Source organism: Micrococcus sp. TA1, assembly GCF_014199555.1.
Lineage (GTDB): Bacteria > Actinomycetota > Actinomycetes > Actinomycetales > Micrococcaceae > Citricoccus.
The window spans coordinates 518383-538150 of sequence record NZ_JACHNW010000001.1 but is presented as its reverse complement, the minus strand read 5'-3'; the positions used below and the strand labels follow the sequence as shown (position 1 = coordinate 538150).

The window sequence follows — 19768 nt, the reverse complement described above, 5'->3', positions numbered from 1 at the left end:
GGGCACCGACGCGACGCGCATCCTGCCCGAGACCAGCGCGGACCGAGAGCTGACGCAGTTGATGACGTCCTCCACGGTCCACGCGGACGCGCTCCCGGACTCCCTGCCGGGCCGGTGAGCCGGGCGGTTCAGTCGCCCGGCCCAGGGGCCGCGGTGGCGGTCCCGAGCACCTGGCCGTCCGCGTCCAGGGCCTCCACCATCAGGTACGGCTCCCCACCGGTGACCGGGATCGCGGTCTCGAAGCCGTCCCTGCCGACCGTGGCCCGTTTGACGGCACCTGCCCGGTCCTCACCGGCCAGCAGCCTCCACCGGGCCACCTCGGTGGCCCCGTTCCAGGAGGCATAGGCCACGCGCCCGCCGTCGTCCCGGCGGACGACCACGTCCGGACCGGACGCCGGCCGGCCCTCCCAGGCGAACGCGTAGGCACGGTAGCTGCCACCACCGCCCTCGTACCCCTCGCCGTAGCACTCGTCCCCGTGGCAGACGTCGTAGATGAGCTCACCGTCCGGGGTGTACTCGGAATACGACGGCCGGGCTCCCCAGCCGATGTGCATGTTGCCGTTGGGCAGCTGCTGGGCGTTGGCCATGCTGCTGGCCTTCCGTTCGGCGGGCGGCAGGTACTCGGTGACCACCTCGGCCGTCATCGCCTCCTCGTCCAGGGCCAGGCGCAGCCCGCGGGAGGAGGCGTCGCCCTCGTGACCACCCGCGTGGTTGTCCAGCAGTGTCAGGGTGCCGTCCGGAGCGCGCCGGGCGTCGTGCTGCCAGGCGAAGGAGGCGCCCTCGCCCATCCGGAAGTCGCTCGAGGAGCCGCCCAGGGTCCAGTCCACCTCTCCGGTGCCACGCTCGATCCGGTAGACGGCGCTGGTGTGCCGAGCGGAGACCAGCAGCGCACCGTCCCGGTCCTCGGCGATCGAGTTGATGTGGAAGTAGTCGAAGGGCTCGTCCCGGGTGCCGAGCCGCGGGGCCTGGGTCCCCTCCTCCGCGGCCTCCTCGGCGACCTCCGCCTGCTCCCGCCCGAAGTCCAGCACGGTCTCGGTCAGGGGCACGTGGTCCAGTGCGCTCCACTCGAACCGGACCTCGCCGGTGGCGATGTCGACCTCCTGGATCACGGCGTCCTCGACGTACCCGTGACGAGGTCCGCCCACCTCGCCCAGGTCCGCCGGGGTGACCACGTAGGCGCCGATGAGCATGGTGCCCTCGGAGGTGATGGTCGAGTCGTGGAAGTCGGCCTGACCGGGTCCCAGCGAACCGCCCGTCGTCACCCGGACGATCTCCTCGTAGGAGCCGTCGAGGACGAGGACCTCCCCGTCACCCCGGCCCTGCTCACTGGTGCCCCGGTAGACCGTGAGGACGGGTTCGCCGCGATACGCCTGGACGCGCAGGTCGAAGTACTCGTCATCCTCGACGTCCTCGCGGGAGGGACTCATCCAGACGAGTTCACCGCGGGCGTCGAGGATGACGGCACCGTCCGAGGGCGTCTTGGTCCCGTAGTTGGGGGTCAGGAAGGTGAACTGCTCGGCTCTCGCGTGTTCGTCGGACCACGCCGGTCCCTCGGTGAGTCTCACGGCCGGCGGCAACAGGTCCGGGCGGCTGACGAAATCCTGGTGCGGGACCGGTTGCGCACCGGGATCGTTCCCCGGTTCCTGCCCGGGCCCGGGGTCCGGGCCCGGCAGGCACGCCGAGACCGCAGCGGCGAACGCGGCCACCGCGAGCACGGCGAACCAGCCCCGGCGGACCGATCCGCGCCGCACGACCGACCTGTCCCGCACCCCTCAGTGTCTACCGGAGGCCCCGGGCCCGGACCAAGGTCCGGCGGGCGCTGCGATCTCAGTCCTCCTCGGCGCCGTGCGCCTGGTCCAGCAGCGGCAGGTCGTCCGCGGTGACCAGATGCGAGGTCACGGCGTGTTCGACCAGGCGGGTGCGCCGGTTGGTGGCCAGCCGGCCCCCTCCCCCGCGCAGGCCGGCCACACCCACCCGGTCGAGCTTGTCGCAGACGTTGTCCAGCTTCCGGTTGAACCGGGTGAGCGGCCAGCCCAGTCGCTGGGCGGCGCTGGCGGAGGAGGGGACGGTGGAGAATCCGGTCCCCCCGCGCCGCAGGATCGGTTCGGCCAGCGCCACGATGACGGCCTTCTGCGACGGGGTGAAGAGCACCGGGCCGATGGTCGTCTCCCCCACCCCCTCGGTCCCGTTCGACTGGTGCAGGAAGGACGGGTTCTTCAGGTGGACGGAGAACTCGTAGGTGGTCGGGCCCGCCGTGAAGACCACGTTGAGCTGGCCGAACACCAGCGGTATGCGCGAACCCGGCGAGACCCAGGCCTGCATGCCGCCGGACGCGTCGGCCACGGTGGCGGAGATCATCGACCCCACGTTGGTCAGCCACCACAGCCCGTCGATCTGCCGGATCTCCATGAACCGGCGGTGCAGGTAGGGGTTGTCGTCGATCTCCAGGTCTCCCTCACGACCGATCGTGAACACCGCGTGCGGTGAGACCTCGTACCATTCCCCGACGAAGCAGACCGTCAGCTCGTCGGCCCCCGTGCCGCTCCGCGGCGGTTGCCGCTGTCCCGGCCGATCCGGCCGTCCTGCGCCGTCCTGTGCGACGCTCCCGTCAGCATCCATCGTCGGTTCCCCCTCCATGATGTCCCCCGTCCTGTGTCCTGCCGTCGTGGTGCCCGTCCGGGGCACCGCGGTCACTCCACGCACCCCACCGCCGGATCCGACTGCTTGCCGTTGGCGCGCACCACCACGACCTCGATGCAGGTGCGGTCCTGCTCCAGGACCGGTGTGGTGGCGGAGGCCTTCTCGGCGGTAGTGATCCTGCCCTTGCCGGTGGCGGTGGTGGTCCGCCAGAGGTACTCGTCACCCTGCGCCGGCTCCGGGTTCGTCCAGGTGAACACCGCGTCCTGCCCCTGACGGGTACCGGACACCTCCTCAGCCGCACGCACCGGTCGCTCCGGTTCCGGCAGCGGCAGGGCCGGGGACTCGGAGATCAGCGTGGGCGCGGTGTCCGGGGCGGGACGGGCCGAGAGGCTGCCGGCCAGCCACACGGCCGCGGCCACCCCGAGGACCAGCACCACGAGCGAGGCGATGATCCCCGTCCTGTTCTCGGTCGCCCACGCCATGGCCGGGGACGCACCGGACCTCTCCTCGACGCGGTGCGCGGTGGTGCCGTCGGGTTCCCACTCCCCGCCGGCCTGGGGATAGCGGCGCGACGGCGCCCGGGCCCCGGCCAGGCCGCCGCCGATCCGCCCGCCCATGATCGTAGGATCGTCCTCCGCGGACGTGCCGGCCGGCGTCGAGCCCGGGTGGCCCCGGGTGCCGCGGCCGGGCCGGATGACGGTGGCGTCGTCGACGTCGTCCTCGGCGGGGCGCCCCGGTGCGGCGGCCGGGGGCATCGGCGGGAAGAGCCGTGAGGTGTCCGTGGCGCCGCGGTCCGGGTCGATCGAGACGACCTGGCGCACCCGGGTGGCCTCGCCGCCCTCCTCGACCGCGTCGTCCTCGGCCTCCAGGGACCCGGACTCGTCCATCACCTCGAAGGGGGTGACGGACAGTCCCAGCTCGGACTGGACCCGTTGCAGGGCCAGCGCCAGGGCGTGGGCGGAGGGGAAGCGCGAGGCCGGGTTCTTGGCCATCGCGGTGGCCAGCACCAGTTCCAGGGAGGCGGGCAGGTCCGCACGGTTCAGGGGCGGCAGGGGCGCCCTGCCGATCCGGGAGACCAGCTCCCGCTGCGAGTTGTCCGCACCGGGCCGCACGAACGGTGACCGGCCGGCGAGCAGCGTGTAGAGGGTGGCTCCGAGGGACCACACGTCCATGGCTACCCCGTCCGGGGACCCGCCGGTGAAGGCCTCCGGCGCGGACCAGGGGATGGACATGCCGGCCTCCTCGTCCAGCATGTCCGTGGTGCCGGAGATGCCGAAGTCGGTCAGGGCGGGCCGGTTGTAGTCCGTGGTCAGGATGTTGGCCGGCTTGATGTCCCGGTGCACGATCCCGGCCCGGTGCGCCGTCTCCACGGCCGAGGACACCTGGACGCCGAGGGCCAGGACCTCGTCCACGCCCAGCCGCGAACGCCGGTAGCGGATGTCCAGCGAGGGCCGGGAGCAGTACTCCATGGCCAGGTAGGAGTGGCCGTCCTCGGTGACGTCCGCCTCGTAGATCGTGACGATGTACGGGTGTGAGGACAACTGGGCCATGAGGTTGGCCTCGGACTCGAACGACTGGCGGGCGCGCTCGGTCCGCAACCCGGCGAGCAGCACCTTGACGGCCACCTTGCGCCGGGGCCGGTCCTGTTCGTACAGGTAGACGTCCGAGAACCCGCCGGATCCGAGCAGGCTGAGGTACCGGTACCCGGCGATCTGCGGAGGCGGCGCCGGGGGACGCTTCGAGCTCACGGGATCGCCTCGAACCGCAGGGAGACGCCGTCACCGAGGTCCGCGATGTCCCCGTCCAGGACCATGACGGCCTCGCCCTGGCCCAGCCGGCGGGGGGCGGCGCCCTCGCGGATCAGCACGGTGCCGTTGGTGGCCTTGAGGTCTCGCAGCTGCACGTGCCAGCCCTCGAGGACCACCTCGCAGTGGGAGCGGGAGATGTCCCCGTGGGGACTGCGGACCTGGATCATCCGCGGCATGGTGCCCGATCCCACGCGGTGGGCCTGCGGCTGGCGGCCGATGATCACCGGCCGGTCCAGCTCCAGCACCTCGCCCGTGGACATCCGGATCCGGCCCAGGGGCGGACGGCGGACCTGCCGGGCCTCTCCCCCCAGCGACTGCCCGCAACGCGCACAGGTGCTGGACGTGGGTGGGTTGGCGTGCCCGGTGGAGCACTGCCGCGCCAGGACCATGGGTCCGGTGGCCGGAGACGCCGGGGCCTCGGGCACGGCCGGGTCCACGGTCTCGACGCCGGCCAGGTCCAGGTCCGACCTCATGACGGTCTCGCCGTCGTGGTCCGGATCCGCGGGCACGGCCGTCGGGGTCCCCGGTGCGGGCCCGGACGGTGGCGCGGGGGTCCGGTCGGCGGGTGCCGGACCGGCCGCGGCCAGCGCGGCCGCCGACGGGGACAGCACGGTGTCGGCATCGACATCGTCCTCGGGATGCGCCCCCAGAGCGCCCGCCCGGCCCGGTTCGGCGGGGACGGCCGGCACGGGGGATCCCCCGTCCGGCCGGCCCTCATCCGGCCGTCCCGCGCCCGGTTGAACCGGGGCGGGGACGGCGCTTCGGGCCGCGGCGAGCCACGGGACCGAGTCGATAAGCTCCTGGGATTCGGGCGCCCGGGAGGCCGGCCGGACCGGTGCGGACGCTGCGGACGCGGGAGCCGGGTCGGCGACCGTGCCGCGCTCGACGTCCTCCCCGGGGCCGGCCTCGGACGGGGCCTCGACGTCGGTCTCCTCGCGTGACGCCGTCCCGTCCTCGGCCGGCTGGACCAGGGTGGTCCGGCCGGAGGATTCCGGTGCGTCGGAGGCGGAGGGGGATGACAGGTACTCGGCGGTGTCCGGGGCGATGGTCATGTCGATGTCGGACTCCCCGGCCGGCTGATCGCCCATCGCGGGCGCCGCGTGACCCGCGCCGTCCTCGGCGTCCGCGCAGCCCTCGCCATCATCGGTGTGGCCGGTCACCGCGCCGTCCCCCACGTCGGCGGACTCCGCGGGCGGGACGGGGTCCGCTGCCCGCCCCGGTTCCGACGGGGCGGCCGGGCCGGCCGGAGGGGCCGTCGGCGTCGGGGCCGCGACCGGCGCGAGGTGATGGGCCGGCCGGGCCGCCGGACAGGACTCGGGGTCCCCGGACGCGGCGGCCATCAGGTCGCACTGGAGGGCCGCCAGCCGCACGGCGCCGGCCTCCAGCGGAAGGTCCTCCGCATCGGGCAGGGCGTCGTCCACGAGCAGTTCGAAGGAACGGACCCCGGGGACGATCCGCTCGGCCCAGGTCGAGACCCCGGTCCCGCTCAACCGGGTCTCGACGTCGTCCAGTCCGGTCATCCGCAGGTGGACGTCCCCGCGCAGGATGGCGTGCACGTCCTGGTCCGCGTAGGAGACGATGGCGAACGCGGGCATCCCCGTCAGGTCCAGGCGGCCGGAGAGGACGGTGGCGAGCAGGTGCTCCACCCCCGGGGTCCCGGCCAGCAGGTCCCAGAGGACGGCGGCGGTCTCCTCGCTGGCGTCCGCGGGCAGGGCCACCAGGGACCGGCCCCGGACCAGCCCGAGCCACGGCCCGGCGCTGTAGCGGACCATCGCTGTCGGCGTCATGGTCGTTCCCCTCCCCCGTCGCCCGGACCGGTGCCGCCCGTCGCGGCGTCCGAGGTGCCGGCGCCGGCATAACCCGGGACGCCGCCGACCAGCGTTCCGGTCTCGCCGGACCCGAACCGGGGCCGGGTGGTCTGCTGCTCCTCGGAGTGGAGGGCCCGGGGCGAGGTGATGCTGCGGTTCTCCTCGGCCTCGGTGTCCTCCACGTCGACCACGATGACCGTGATGTTGTCCCGGCCGCCGCCGCGCAGGGCACTGCGGATCAGCGCGTCCACCGCGTCCTGCGGCGCGTGGTGGGCAGTGAGCTCCCGCAGGATCTCGTCGTCGTCCACCTCGGAGGTCAGCCCGTCCGAGCAGATCATCAGCCGGTCCCCGTCATGGACCGGGAGCATCCAGAAGTCCGCCTCCGACGCCTCACCGGTGCCCAGGGCCCGGGTGATCACGTGCCGGCGGGGATGGTGCCGGGCCTCCTCGCTGCTCAGGTAGCCCGCGTCCACCATCTCCTGGACCTCGGAGTGGTCCACGCTGACCTGACCGAACCGCCCCTCGGACACTCGGTAGACGCGGGAGTCACCCACGTTGAACACCATCCAGTACAGCCCCTGCCGCTCCCGCACGATCGCGGCCCCCGCCAGGGTGGTCCCCGCCCGCGAGTCCGCCACCCTGCGGATGGCGTCATCCGAGGCGACCATCAGGTGCTGCAGTTGCTCGGCCGTGAGGTCGTCCCGGACCTGCTTGACCCCCGAGGCGAGGGTCTCCACGCAGATCCTGCTGGCCACCTCGCCGGCCTCGTGTCCGCCCATGCCATCCGCCACGGCGAACAGGTTCCCGGTGACCACCAGGGAGTCCTCGTTCAGGTGCCGGCGCAGTCCACGATGGGTGCCGAACCCGTAGTTCAGGCGGAAGGGTCTCTGGGGCGCGTCGATGGCAGTCTCCAGGGTCATGCAGCGGACACCGTGAAGGAGCGGTCGCCGAAGTGGACGGTGGTCCCCACCGGGGCCAGGACGGGCTGGCCCGGTTCCAGCCGCCGGCGCTGCCCGCCACGCGGGGTGATGCCGGAGCCGTTGGTGGAGTTGCGGTCGGTCACCCAGACGCCGGCGGAGTCCACCGACAGGTGCAGGTGCGTCTTGGACACGGACCGCCCCATGTCCGCGAACGGGATGAGCAGGTCCACGGTCTCGCCGGCGGCCGCGGCCGGGTTGCGTCCCACCAGGGCGGATGCGGAGAGCTCATGGGCCTGGCCGTCGTCGAAGCGCAGCCTCACCGCGGCGGGTCCGGCGGGCCGGCTGCGCAGCTGGGTGGAACCCAGCTCCTCGTCCGGGTCCGCGGACGATCCGGCCCCACCCACGAGGATGACCCGGTCCTCCCGGTACCCCGAGGAGTGGCCGGAGCCGGCGGGCACGGGCGTCCGCGGGGCGGCGGTCGGTGCCGCGGCGGGGCGCCCGGCTGCCGCGTGGGCGGGTTCCGGCCGGACGGCCCCGGGCACGGGGGCCGGCTTCGGCACCGCCCCTGGCGCCGGCGGCGTGGCCGTTGACGGCGGGGCGGGCCGGTCGTCCGGGGACGAGGGGCCGGACGCGTCCGGGGACGAGGGGCCGGACGCGTCCGGGGACGGACTCCGCCCGCCCCCCGGGACGGTGGTGATGGGCCCGGCCGCGGTGAACGCGGGCCAGCGGGTCAGGGCCGGGGTGCTCACCCCGGTCTCGGGGTGGCCGGGGTCTCCGGGGCTCAGGGCGCCGGGAGCGAACGTGGACGGTCCGAACAGTCCGCCGGTGGTCAGCGGGTTGCGTCCCGTGTGCACGTCCAGCACGAGGGTGCGCGCCACCTTGTCGTGCCAGCCCTGGCGCTGGTGGTTGGTGTCCCAGGTGTTCGACAGCAGCATGAGCACCGGCCCGACGACCGGCACCAGCCCGCTGACCCCGATCAGCACGGAGCGCAGGAAGATCGGCCCCCAGCCGGCGGGCGTGCCCTCCTCGGAGGTGATGCGCAGCCCGAGGAGCAGGTGACCCGGCGTCTTGCCGGCCGAGGCCTGCCAGCCCCACAGCCAGACCGCATAGGCCAGGGACAGCACGCCGGCGATGAGCATGCCCAGCCAGAGGGTGACCAGCGCGTCCTGCCGGGCGCTGCCGGCCCCGGCCAGGACCGCGGGGACGGTGACCGCGTAGACCACGCCCACGGCCACCGCGGGGATGATCTGGTCGATCAGCCAGGCCGCCAGCCGTTTTCCGGCCGGTGCGTTGACCAGGTTGAGGGTTCTCTGCACGGTTCCTATTCCTTGCTCGCTTGGTCGTCCACTGTACGGACTGCTCGGGTGCCACCGCCACGCCGGGCCGGGCGTGACCGCGGTTCGGCCGCGCGCTCCTCCGCCCGGCGCCCGGAGGCCGCCGCACGGCGGGCCAGGCGCTGCTGGCGCCGCAGCTGGTGCCGCTGCCGGCGCCGGGCGCGGGCCTCGAGCACGAGGGACCGCGGGGAGAACCTCGCCCGCAGCCGTCGCCAGCCGCCCACCGAGCCACGGATGCCGGCGATGTTCTCGTCCACCCGCTCCCAGTACTCGGCCACCTGGGCCTCGGTCGGCTCCCCGGGGCCGAAGACGGCGTGGTCGGCGCGGCGGGCCAGCAGGGTGGTGCCGGCCGCCGTCGTCGGGAAGGCGGCGCCCAGTGCGGCGGCGTGCTCGCGCCGGGTGCCGGTGCGCTGCGGCTCCGAGCCCAGGTCCGCGGCCAGGCTCAGCACCTCGGACCAGCCGCCGGAGACCTGCCCGGCCGGGCTGTCCGCGCGACGGCGCCGCGTGCGCCGCCGTCCCTTGAGCAGCGCGATGACCAGCAGCGGGATCATCAGGACGAGGACGGGGATCATCGAGTACACGACGATCATCACCACGGCTCCCCACCGGTCCCACCAGGAGCGCTCCTCCTGCTCGGCGTCCTGCGGCTCCGGCGCGGTGTCCGGCGGGAGGTCGGCCTGTTCCTGCGGCGGGGGCGGGGGCTGCAGCACCTGCGGCTTCGGCGTGGACTGCGGCTGCTGCTGCGGCGGGGTCGGGACGTTGTCCTTGTCCGGGGTGGGGTCCATGGCCACCCAGCCGATGTCCTCGAAGTTGACCTCCACCCAGGCGTGGACGTCCTTGCCCTTGATCTGGACCGGCCCGCCGCCCTCGGGGTGGTTCTCCGGGTAGAAGCCCATGACCACGCGGGCCGGGATGTCCAGGGAACGGGCCATCAGGGCCATCGCCACGGCGTACTGCTCGTCGTCGCCGATCCACTGCTCCGCGTCCAGCAACCGGGTGATGCGCCCGGCGTAGTGCCCGGACAGCGAGGTCACCTCGCCCTCGCGTCCGTTGGAGAACGCCCCGGACTCGTGCAGGGTGGACGCCAGCCCGCCGGCGATGCCGAACGCGGAGTCCTGCCGGCCGGTCAGCTCGGCCGCCTTCTCGGGGACCACCTGCGGCACCCCGGCCAGTTCCGGCATGACCACCGTGGCGAAGTCCCGGTCCTCGAGCTCCTCCGGGTCGACCCGTACCGGGTAGACGACCTCGGCGGTATAGGAGTCCCCGGACTGCAGCGGGATGGCGGACAGGGCGGTCTCGTTGGCGTCGTTGTAGTACAGGGACCGGGACAGCTCGCCGGCCCGCGGCCCGGACAGGGCCACCCCGGTCAGCTTCCCGCCCCCGGGCAGCCAGACGCCGTCGTAGGCCCCGATGGTGATCTCCAGGGACCCGTTCTGGCGGTTCGGCAGGTCCGGGGACTCTGCAGCGGAGAGGCGGGAGGCGTCACCGACCGGCGAGAAGTGCCCACTGGCCTGGGGGTTCACCGTGTAGACCATGCCGTCGTAGGCGTCCAGGGCGGCCAGCCGGACCCGCTGGCCCTCGGGGAGGCCGTCCACCGTGAACAGGACCTCCTCGTGCTGGTCCTTGACGTACTGCCGGAACTTCATCAGCGGGCTCGGGTAGTCGAACAGCTCGATCGGGGGCTCGACCACGTCCCGGAGCACCTTGCGGTCCTGGTCCTGCAGCAGCAGCGGCGAGGCCGCGGCGGTCAGCAGTCCGGCCACCGCCAACACCCCGGCCCCCAGGCCGACCCGTCGCCAGACCAGCCGGCGCGCGGTGGCCGGATGGGTCAGCGTGGTGGTGTCGGCGGACGTCCGGGTCCCGTGCACCCGCATCCGGTGCCGGCGCCAGGCCAGCCAGACGACGGCGGCCATCACCAGCACCATGCCCCGCAGCAGGGCCATGGGGGCGTCCTTGGTGCCGAACAGGATGCCGACGACGGTCATCGCCAGCACCGGGATGAGCGTCCAGTACGGCACCCGCACGCGCCAGGCCAGCAGGCCGGCCACCACGGCGGTCAGCAGCCCGGACAGGTACGGGGCCACCAGCATGCCGCCGTGCACGCCCACCGGTGCCGCGACGGTCAGGATGTCCTTCCACGTGGTCACCGGCGCCGTGAGCAGCACCCCGGGGGCGTCCGCACCCGGCAGGACACCCGCGGCCGGGTCGGCCGGGGTGGCCAGGACGAGGCCGGCGGCCAGGTAGACCGCGATCACCACGCCGGAGGTCAGCCAGGGGCCCCATCGCCGGGAGGAGCTCGCCAGGGCGACGGCCAGGCCCAGGACGATTCCCCCGAAGCCGGCCGTCAGGTACCGGGGGTCCCCGGCGAAGGTGTCGTGGAAGCCGAGCATCCCCAGGCCCAGCAGCACGGTCAGCACGGCGGCGTCGGCGCCCACCTGGGCCCGGGGGTGGCGCAGGCCCCTCTCCCGGAGCCCCGTCCGGGCCCCCGCCATCACGCCGCCGCCTTCCGCAGGGCCAGGCCCAGGTCCTGGAGGTCCCCGATGGAGACCACCGTCAGGTCCCCGATGCTCGCCCGCCCGGTCTCCAGCCCGTGGGCGCACCGGATGGCGAAGGCGCGGACCCCGGGCGGCGCCACGTTGGCGGCCCGGCGCAGCTCACCGGGGCTGGGCTGGCTGCCGGTGACCAGGAAGAACACCGAGGCGTTGGGCACGTGGTCCGCGGTCTCGCGGGCCACGTCCAGGCTGGTCCCGCGCAGCGGCCTGCCCTCGATCCGCGTCATGTCATCGAGCATGTTGCGGCCGGTCTCGGTGTGGATCGGCCCGGCGTGGGTGCGGATGGAGATGTTGCGCTGCTCCTTGAAGGCCTCCAGTCCGATCGAGGCGGCCACGGAGACGGCCAGCTCGAAGTCGTTCTCGGTGGCGTACTCGGCGGTGTTGGTGGACAGGGCGATGGCCAGGTGGGCGCGCCGGGTCTCCTCGAATTGGCGGACCATGAGCGTGTTGGTGCGGGCCACCGTCTTCCAGTGGATGTGGCGGCGGTCGTCACCGGGCACGTAGTCGCGCAGGGCGTGGAAGGAGACGTCCGCGCTGGAGAGGTCCTTCGTGGGCAGTCCCTCCAGGTCCCGGATGAACCCGGCCGAGGACCCCTGCAGGGCCACGGTGCGCGGGTGGACGTACAGGTCCTGCGGCTCGGTCCACCTCAGCTGGCGGCGCAGCAGGCCCAGCGGGTCCTGGCGCACCGAGCGCACCGGCCCGACGACGATCACCGCGCGGCGGTGCGTGGGGATGGTGAACAGGTCCTCGTGCACGGCGCCCGGGCGCATCCGGGGCAACGGGAACACGGCGGTGGCCCGCCCCACGGGCAGCTCCATCGCCACGGGGAGCAGGGCGCGGTCCGCGGTGTTGGTCACCTCGATCGCCCCGACCGCCCGGTCCCCGACGGCCACCCGCGAGCGTGCCAGGTCCAGGTCCACCCGGTAGGAGGAGCGGCCGAGGATGAAGCCGATGGCCAGCAGCAGCAGCAGGACGCCGACCAGTCCGGCGATGAGCGCCTCCGCCCAGCCCAGCGTCGTTCCGACCGTCCAGGCGGTCACCGTCACGGCCAGCACGATCCACCCCAGCGGGGAGACCACCTCGACCACCGGGCGGGCCGATCGCGCCCACCAGCCGGCGGCGGACTCGAGCACCGGCCCCGTGGTGATGGCGGCCGACTCTCCCAGCCGCCTCCACCGCTCCCTCAGGACGCCGGCCACCCCGGCCCCTCGTGGACGGGGCTGCCGTTGCGGGGCGCTCCGTTCCGGGGCCCTCCGTGCCGTCGGCACCTCAGGCCCCGGCGGCGGTGGAACCGCTCCGCGCCGCGGGGTCCCCGGACGTTCCGGCGCCGGCCGACGCCGCGGCGCCCACCCGGACCGGTGCCTCGGCGCGGTGTTGCGGGGCATCCACCTGGGCCAGGACGCGGGTGAGCACGGCCGGCGCGGTGGCCCCGGCGAACTCGGCCTCCGGATCCAGCACCAACCGGTGGGTCCACACGTGCGGGGCCAGGTCCTTGACGTCGTCCGGCAGCACGTAGTTACGTCCCCGGGAGGCCGCACGCACCTTGGCCGCGCGGACCATGGCCATGGCGCCGCGGACCGAGACGCCCAGCCGGGTCTCGTCCGCGTCGCGGGTCTCCTCGGCCAGCTCGGCGATGTAGTTCAGCACGGCCCCGTCCACGTGGACGGTGGTGGCCAGCTCGGCCATGTCCCGGATGGCCTGGGTGGTGATGATCGGGCTCAGGGCACCGGAGCGGTCCTTCGTGGCGGCACCGGAGAGCAGCTCGACGGTGGAGCTGCGGTCGGGGTAGCCGATCGAAGTCTTGATGAGGAAGCGGTCCAGCTGGGCCTCGGGCAGCCTGTACGTGCCAGCCTGCTCGATCGGGTTCTGGGTCGCGATCACCATGAAGGGGCGCTCGTTCGCGTAGGTGACGCCGTCCACCGTCACCCTGGCCTCCTCCATCACCTCCAGCAGCGCGGACTGGGTCTTCGGCGAGGCCCGGTTGATCTCGTCGGCCAGCACGATGTTGGCGAAGATCGGTCCCCGGTGGAACTCGAACTCCTGGGTCCTCTGGTCGTAGATCGTCACGCCGGTGACGTCCGAGGGCAGCAGGTCCGGGGTGAACTGGATGCGCGAGTGGGTGCCCTTCACCGTGGCGGCCAGCGACCGCGCGAGCATGGTCTTGCCGGTGCCGGGCGCGTCCTCCAGCAGGACGTGGCCGTCCGTCAGCATCGCCGTGAGCACCAGCGAGATGACGTCCTCCTTGCCCAGGATGGCCTGGCCGATGTTGTCCGAGATCTTCTCGAACGTGCCGGCGAACCACTCGGCCTGTTCAGTGGTCATGGTCATGGTGCGGTGTCCCCTTCGCTGGTGACGCTGGTGCAGGTGCTGGTGCTGGTGCTGGTGCTGGTGCTGGTGGTCAGTGTGCTGGCGCAGGGCCGGGTCTCAGTATCCCGGCCACGGCCTGATGGGCGTGGTCTTGACCCCGTTGCCGTCGAACACGGCCCAGACCTGGTCGAAGTACGCGTTGCCGGCCCAGCAGTTCAGGTCCCCGGCCCCGCGCCCGTCGGCCCCCACCGAGATCGCGTAGGAGTTGCCCGAACCGATCGTGCGTCCGGACCCGGCCTCTCCCCCGGAGGCCCAGCACTTGGCGGTGTGGGTGCCCGGGGGGAAGTCCTGAACGGAGACCCGCAGCTTGTGGCAGTTGATGTTGCAGCCGCTCTCACTGACGGGTGCCCCGCGCTGGGTGACCCCGCTCGGCTTGGCCGGTGGTGGCGGGGGCGGCGGTGCCTTGTCCGAGGTGGCCTTGCCGGACCACTGCCTGGACTGCTGGGCCGAGGTCTCCAGCGTGGTCTGGACCCGCACCACCACCGTCGAGGTGGTGCTGTACCCGACCCTGGCCGTGTGGGACCCGGCCGTCGCGTCGACCTGCCGGCCGTCCACCGTGACCGTCATGGTCAGGCCCCGGCCGTTCTCGTAGTCGCGGACGTTCGGGTTCCAGGAGTGGACCACCTTCTTCTCACCGCCGGAGGACCTCACGTTCGCGGCGTCCCGGATGGGGCCGTACGCGCTGGTCTGGTTGGAGGCGCCCGAGGGGTCTCCGGCGCCGGCGGCGTTGAGCGCCCGCACGGAGACCGTCACGTTGGTGCCGTTGGAACCGACGTTGATGGTGCTCCCGGGCCCTGCGATCCCCTGCCAGCCGCCGCCGTTCACCTGGTACTGGTACCCGGTGACCGGTGAGCCGTTGGTCGAGCCCGGGGTGAAGTCCACCGTGATCTGGTGGTCCTTCCCGGTGGCGGCGATCCTCGGGGTGGAGGGGGCCTTCGGCCGTCCATAGGGGGTGACCGCCGTGGACCGGGCCGAGGGCTCGGAGTCACCGACCCGGTTCTGCGCGACCACCGCGAACGAGTACGAGGACGTGGTCTTCAGGCCGGTCACCTGCTGGGAGGTCCCGGAGATGCCCGCGATGGTCCGCACCCTGGCCCCGCCCTCGTAGACGTGCAGGTCATAGGACGTGATCGTGGCGCCGTTGGCATCCGGGGCTCCCCAGGAGACGTCGATGACTCCCCCGTTCACGGCCGACTGGGCGCGCGCGGCCGAGGGCGCCAGGGGCTGCATCGGTGCCCCGGCCGGCGTGACGGACGAGGACCAGCCGGAGAACTCGGAGGGCCGGTCGGCGTCGTTCACCGCCTGGATCCGGAACTGGTACGCGGTGCCGTTGGTCAGCCCGTCCCACGTCGTGGAGGTGCCGGAGACGGACCGCTGGCTGACGCCGCCGGCCGGGGCCGGGGAGATCTCCACCGTGTACGAGGTGATGGGTGAGCCGCGGTTCACCGGTGCGGTCCAGGACAGGTCCACGGTGCGGTCGCCGTCGGTGCCCGTGGGCGGTGCCGGCTGTTCCGGCTCGACGTCCGGCCGGGCCGGCGCCGAGGCCACGGACGGATCGGACTCGCCGACGTCGTTCGTGGCGGTCACGGTGAACGTGTACTCCTGGTCGTTGGTCAGCCCGGTGAGGGTGCACGTGGTGGCCGGGCACTGCTGGTCCACCCCGGACGCGGAGACCGTGTACCCGGTGATGGCGGAACCGTTGTTGGCGGGGGCGTCCCAGGTCAGCACGACCTCTCCGTCCCCCACGGAATCCACTCGGGGCACCCCCGGTGCCTCCGGCGCGCCCTTGACGTTGAGGGTGATGGTGCCCTGGACCTCGCGGTCGGGGTCCTCCGTCAGGTCCCCGACCGTGTACTGGACGCGCATCTGGCCGACGAAGTCCTGCGCCGGGGTGACGACCACGTCCGACCCGGCGACCTCGACCTGTCCCTGCCCCTCCTGGGTGGTGGCCGCGCGCAGGGACAGCGGCCCCTCCCCCTCGAAGGGATTGACGTCGTTGGCCAGCACCGCCACGGTCTCGGCACGGCCCTGATGGGCGTCCGCGACGGTGTCCGGGTTGGCCACGGCGAGCTCGCGGTCGGAGGCGTTGACGCTGATCGTGACCCGGGCGGCCACGGGCTCGGACCTGCCGTCCGTGACAGACACCTGGGCGGTGCCCCGGGTCCCCTTCGGGGTGCGGTTGTCCGCCCGGACCGAGAGCACCGAGCCCTCCAGGCTCACGTCCACGCCCTCGATGTCCACGGCACCGAGCGCGAACTCCAGGTTCCCGGCGTCCTGCGGGTCCGGGTCGGCGGCGGCCTGGGACAGGTCCAGCCGGGCGGGTTCGGCGCCGGCGGCCACCTCCAGTGAGTTGGACTGCAGGGTGGGCGGGGTGTTGAACTCCTCCTCCGGCGGCGGGATCACCCGGATCGGCTGGGTCAGCACGGACTTCAGCCCGTCCGGGTCGTCAGGTCCCGAACCGTCCGTGACCTCGAAGCTGACGGAGGCGACGCCGGCGTAGTCCCGTGGCGCGCGGAAGACCAGTTCGGTGGCGGAACGGACCAGGTCGGCCTCCGACTGCGGCGAGGAGGTCACCTTCGCCTCCTCGGTAAGACGCGGGGCACGTCCGTCGCGCACCACCACGAGCTCGCCGACGTCGAGGCTCAGGTCCTCCCCGGCCGTCACCTCCAGCGGGGCGTCCGAGCGCAGCGCGGGGCGGGCCTCGCCCGAGCCCGGCACGATCACGAAGGCGTAGGAGGAGAGGGCGTCGGCGTCGGTGAGCCGGTAGGTGATGATCTGCGGGTTGGCCTCCACGGGGACCACCAGCTGGTCGTCCTCGGTCAGTCCCACGCCCTGCGGATCGTCCGGCAGGGCGACCGCGAGGTCGTCCGCTGTGCCGTCCGGGTCCTCGTCGTTGCCCAGGATGTCCACGGTGACCTCGTCCTGGTCCACGGTCTCCTGGAAGGAGACGCGGTCGTCCCGGGCGATCGGCGCCCGCAGCGGGGCCTCCGGGTCCGCCTCGACGGTGAGCGTGCCGGTGTCCGTGCCGCCGCGGCCGTCCGTGATGCCGTACCGCACGGTGACGAAACCGGCCTCGACCGGGGACGTCAGCAGGATGCGGCCGTCCACCAGGGCGGCGTCCGAGCCCTCGGTGGCCTCGAGCGTCTCGAGGAAGCGCAGCTCGTCGCCGTCGGCGTCCGTGTCATTGGCCAGCACGTCCACGGCCACCGGCCGGCCGGGCTGGACGCGGATCGAGTCGTTGACCGCCACCGGTGGGGTGTTCTCCTTGGCCACGGGGGCGATCCCGATCATGATCGTGCCCGTGGCCCGGGCCCCGAGCCGGTCCTCCACGACGTAGGTGAAGGCGTCCGTGCCGGCGGTGCCCTCGGCGGCGGTGTACTCGATCGAGTTCGCGGTCACCTTCGCGGTGCCCAGCGAGGGCGGGGTCTGGAGCTGCACCAGGGACACCGAGTCACCGTCCGGATCGATCCCGTCGAGCGGGATCGGGATGGCCACGGTGTTCCCGGCGAAGACGCGTCCCTCCACGCGTTCGGGCGTGGGCGGGGAGTTGCCCTCCAGGTCCACGGCGGTGACGTGGAAGGTGACCCGGGCGGAGGCCTCCTGGCCGTCCGGACCGGAGACCGTGTACACGGCGGAGACGGTCCCGGGTTCCTGGCCGGCTCGGAAACGGACCATGTTGTCCGCCACCGAGATCAGCCCGTCCGCCTCGTCCACGCCCTCGGCCAGGACCGGCTCCAGCGTGAGCTCGGCCCCGTTGGGGTGCACGTCGTTGTCCAGGACGGGCACGGTGACCACGTCACCGGCCCGCACGACGGCGGTGTCAGGGTTCGGCCGCGGTGGTTCCATCGACTCCGGGGCCGGGATGGGGATGACGGTGACCTCGCCCGTGGAGGCGGCGGTCCCGTTGGTCACGGTGTAGGAGAAGGTCAGCGGCTCGGCCAGGCCCCGCTGGTCGGTCACGCGCAGCACGGCGTTGCGCTCGATCGAGACCCCGATCGGCGCGTCCTGGGGCACGTCGACCTGCTGGACCACCAGCACCCCGCCCTCGGGGTCGGTGTCATTGCCCAGGATGTTGACCAGCACGTCCCCGTTGGCCGGCACCAGGGCCACGTCCCGCACGGCGATCGGCGCACCGGGGTTCTTCTCCGGGTCCTTGACGTCCACCCGGATCAGTCCCGGGGCGGAGGCCGGGCCGTTGGTGGCGACGTACTTCAGGTAGAAGGTCCGCTCCTGGCCGGAGCGGAACGAGACCGTGCCCGTGTCCGGGTTCATCTGGACCTCGGCGCCGGGGACCGGGTCCACGTGGGCCAGGCGCAGTTCGGAGCCGGTGGGGTCGAAGTCGTTCGCCAGGGGCGAGAAGGTGGCCTCCTCCCCCAGGTTCACGGTGACGTGGTCGGTGGCGGTGATGGGCGGTGCGGACCCCTCGGGCAGCACCTCGATCACCACGCGGCCCGTGGCGGACTCGCGGCGGTCGGAGACGGTGATCTCCAGCTCCTTGGTGCCGGTGGACTTGCCCACGTCCTCGAAGGTCAGCACCCCGTCCGGCCGGACCCGGACCACGTCCCCGTCCTCGGAGACGGCCCCCATCAGCTGCAGGTCGTCCCCGTCCGGATCCTGCCAGTCGGTGAGGATGTTCTGGGAGACCTCGGTGCCGGCCTGGACCCGCAGCGTGGTCACGCGTTCCTGCTCGGGGGCGCCGTTCTGGGCCTCGGGCACCACCCGGACGGTGGCCCGGGCGGTGTCCGTGCCACCCCGGCCGTCGTCGGCCTCGTAGGTGAAGGAGGCGTTGCCGGTGGCATCGGGGGGGACGACGAGCTGGAAGCCGGTGCTGTCATGGATGGGCTGCAGGGTGCCGACCTGCGGCTGGTCGCCCTTCAGCGCGGCGGTCAGCAGGTCCCCGTCCGGGTCCACGTCGTTGAACAGCACGGGCAGTGCCGTCGTCCGGCCGGCCCGGACCCCGAAGGAGTCGTCCCGGGCCACCGGTCTCTGGTTCTCCTCCTGGCGGTCCGGCAGCTCGATGGAGTCGGTGATCTCGTCCGACTCCTCCTCCTCCTGCTCGCCCTCGCCCTTCGGCGGTTCCAGGTCGGCCCAGTTGTTGACGATCTTCATGGCGTCCTGGACCAGCCAGGTGTTGCCCTGCGAGATGTCGTTGAGCACCACCACGTCCCGGTTGACGCGGAAGACCAGCTGCGCGGCGGCGGGGATCTCGGGGATGCGCTCGGTGACGTCCTGGGCGTCGTCGTCACAGTCCCGCTGGTACAGGCCGGACCCCTGCCAGGCGGAGTGCGTGCACGTGCCCACGCGGACCGGCTGGACCGGGGTGCCCGTGGCCTCCGCGGCCGAGTACGTGGCCTCTCCCCCGTCCAGGGGGACGGTGGCCGTCTTGTTGGCGAGCGCGACGACGGCGCCGTCCGCCTCCGGTCCGGGCGCCTGGAGCCGTCCCCCGGCCGGGTCGACGACGGTGGAGGACCGCCCCTCGGAGGTCACCAGCGTGCCGGAGTCCGCGTCGAACACCACGCCGGTGTCCCCGACGGCGGAGACCTGCGGGGACGCCAGTCCCTTGAGCCCGTCCACCTCGGTGGAGACGATCTCGCGGAATCCGGCCGGTTGTCCGGCCGAGGCGCCCCCGTCACCGGCGCCGTCCTCCCCCTGCCCGCCGTCCTCCCCCGTGCCGACCCGTTCGGTCGCGGCGGCCTCCCGGCGCTCGGACTCGGTCAGGGGGCGGAAGCCCGTGATGAGCTCGGCGTCCAGGTCCGCGATCCACACGGTGTCGTCCCGGCCCACGGCCGCGGCCACGCGGCCCTCCGCCTCGTAGAGCGGTTCGGCGCCCTCCGAGGACATCGCCCCCATCTCGGCACCGGCGGCGGCGTACACGCGCCCGCGCTCGGCATCGACGACGGCCACGACGTCCTGGCCGTAGGAGAAGCCCGCGTTGGCCGGCAGCATGTTCTCGTCCGTCAGCTCGAAGGCGGCAGGGTCCACGGTGACCAGTGCGCCGATCTCGCGGTCGCGCAGGTAGACCTGGTCCGCGTGCTGGGCCAGGTCGTACTCGGTCATGGTGGTGGTGACGCCGCCGTCGAGGGTCTGCGACTGGTAGTTGAGGTGGGCGACCTTGCTCTCCTCGCGGTTCACCACCCACACGCCGCCGTCGTTGAGGTCCACGTCCGCGGTCTGGAAGCCCGGGTAGAGGATGGCGCCGGTGACGGCGAGCGCGGACACCCCGACGAACGCCGTGGCCTTCAGGGCACCCTGGCGTCCGGCACCGAAACCTGCATTCACGATGACCCCCCATAGTGACCATTCCAGCGCGCGGGGTCCGTGGACCCACGGGCCGCCCCG

At 73.2% G+C, this 19768-nt stretch carries 10 protein-coding genes; all 10 read right to left on the bottom strand.

The features are described 5' to 3' along the window. Nucleotides 1-128: 128 nt before the first annotated feature. The gene (locus tag GGQ69_RS02200; protein ID WP_183524042.1) at nucleotides 129-1769 is read right to left on the bottom strand and encodes an arylsulfotransferase family protein; all 1641 of its coding nucleotides are present in this window, start codon (nucleotides 1767-1769) and stop codon (nucleotides 129-131) included. Between the two features lie 58 nt (nucleotides 1770-1827). After that, complete coding sequence (locus GGQ69_RS02195; RefSeq protein ID WP_255459395.1) at nucleotides 1828-2637, bottom strand: hypothetical protein; 810 nt, start codon at nucleotides 2635-2637, stop codon at nucleotides 1828-1830. A 53-nt stretch (nucleotides 2638-2690) separates the two neighbouring features. Next, nucleotides 2691-4388 (bottom strand): serine/threonine-protein kinase, encoded by a 1698-nt coding sequence (locus GGQ69_RS02190; RefSeq protein ID WP_183524039.1) that lies wholly within the window; start codon nucleotides 4386-4388, stop codon nucleotides 2691-2693. Continuing rightward, nucleotides 4385-6235, bottom strand: a complete 1851-nt coding sequence (locus GGQ69_RS16765) for an FHA domain-containing protein (RefSeq protein WP_183524035.1) — start codon at nucleotides 6233-6235, stop codon at nucleotides 4385-4387. The genes GGQ69_RS02190 and GGQ69_RS16765 overlap by 4 nt, the downstream gene beginning before the upstream one ends. Then, the gene (locus GGQ69_RS02180; RefSeq protein ID WP_183524031.1) at nucleotides 6232-7176 is read right to left on the bottom strand and encodes a PP2C family serine/threonine-protein phosphatase; all 945 of its coding nucleotides are present in this window, start codon (nucleotides 7174-7176) and stop codon (nucleotides 6232-6234) included. Before GGQ69_RS02180 ends, GGQ69_RS16765 begins: the two co-directional genes overlap by 4 nt. Continuing rightward, on the bottom strand, nucleotides 7173-8492 hold the full coding sequence (locus GGQ69_RS02175; protein ID WP_183524028.1) for an RDD family protein: 1320 nt from the start codon (nucleotides 8490-8492) through the stop codon (nucleotides 7173-7175). The genes GGQ69_RS02180 and GGQ69_RS02175 overlap by 4 nt, the downstream gene beginning before the upstream one ends. A 5-nt stretch (nucleotides 8493-8497) precedes the next feature. Then, on the bottom strand, nucleotides 8498-11002 hold the full coding sequence (locus GGQ69_RS02170; protein ID WP_183524025.1) for a DUF3488 and DUF4129 domain-containing transglutaminase family protein: 2505 nt from the start codon (nucleotides 11000-11002) through the stop codon (nucleotides 8498-8500). After that, on the bottom strand, nucleotides 11002-12261 hold the full coding sequence (locus tag GGQ69_RS02165; RefSeq protein ID WP_183524022.1) for a DUF58 domain-containing protein: 1260 nt from the start codon (nucleotides 12259-12261) through the stop codon (nucleotides 11002-11004). Before GGQ69_RS02165 ends, GGQ69_RS02170 begins: the two co-directional genes overlap by 1 nt. A 70-nt stretch (nucleotides 12262-12331) precedes the next feature. After that, nucleotides 12332-13390, bottom strand: a complete 1059-nt coding sequence (locus GGQ69_RS02160) for a MoxR family ATPase (protein WP_183524019.1) — start codon at nucleotides 13388-13390, stop codon at nucleotides 12332-12334. A gap of 96 nt (nucleotides 13391-13486) precedes the next feature. After that, the gene (locus GGQ69_RS02155) at nucleotides 13487-19708 is read right to left on the bottom strand and encodes an Ig-like domain-containing protein (protein ID WP_298044732.1); all 6222 of its coding nucleotides are present in this window, start codon (nucleotides 19706-19708) and stop codon (nucleotides 13487-13489) included. Between the last annotated feature and the right edge of the window lie 60 nt (nucleotides 19709-19768).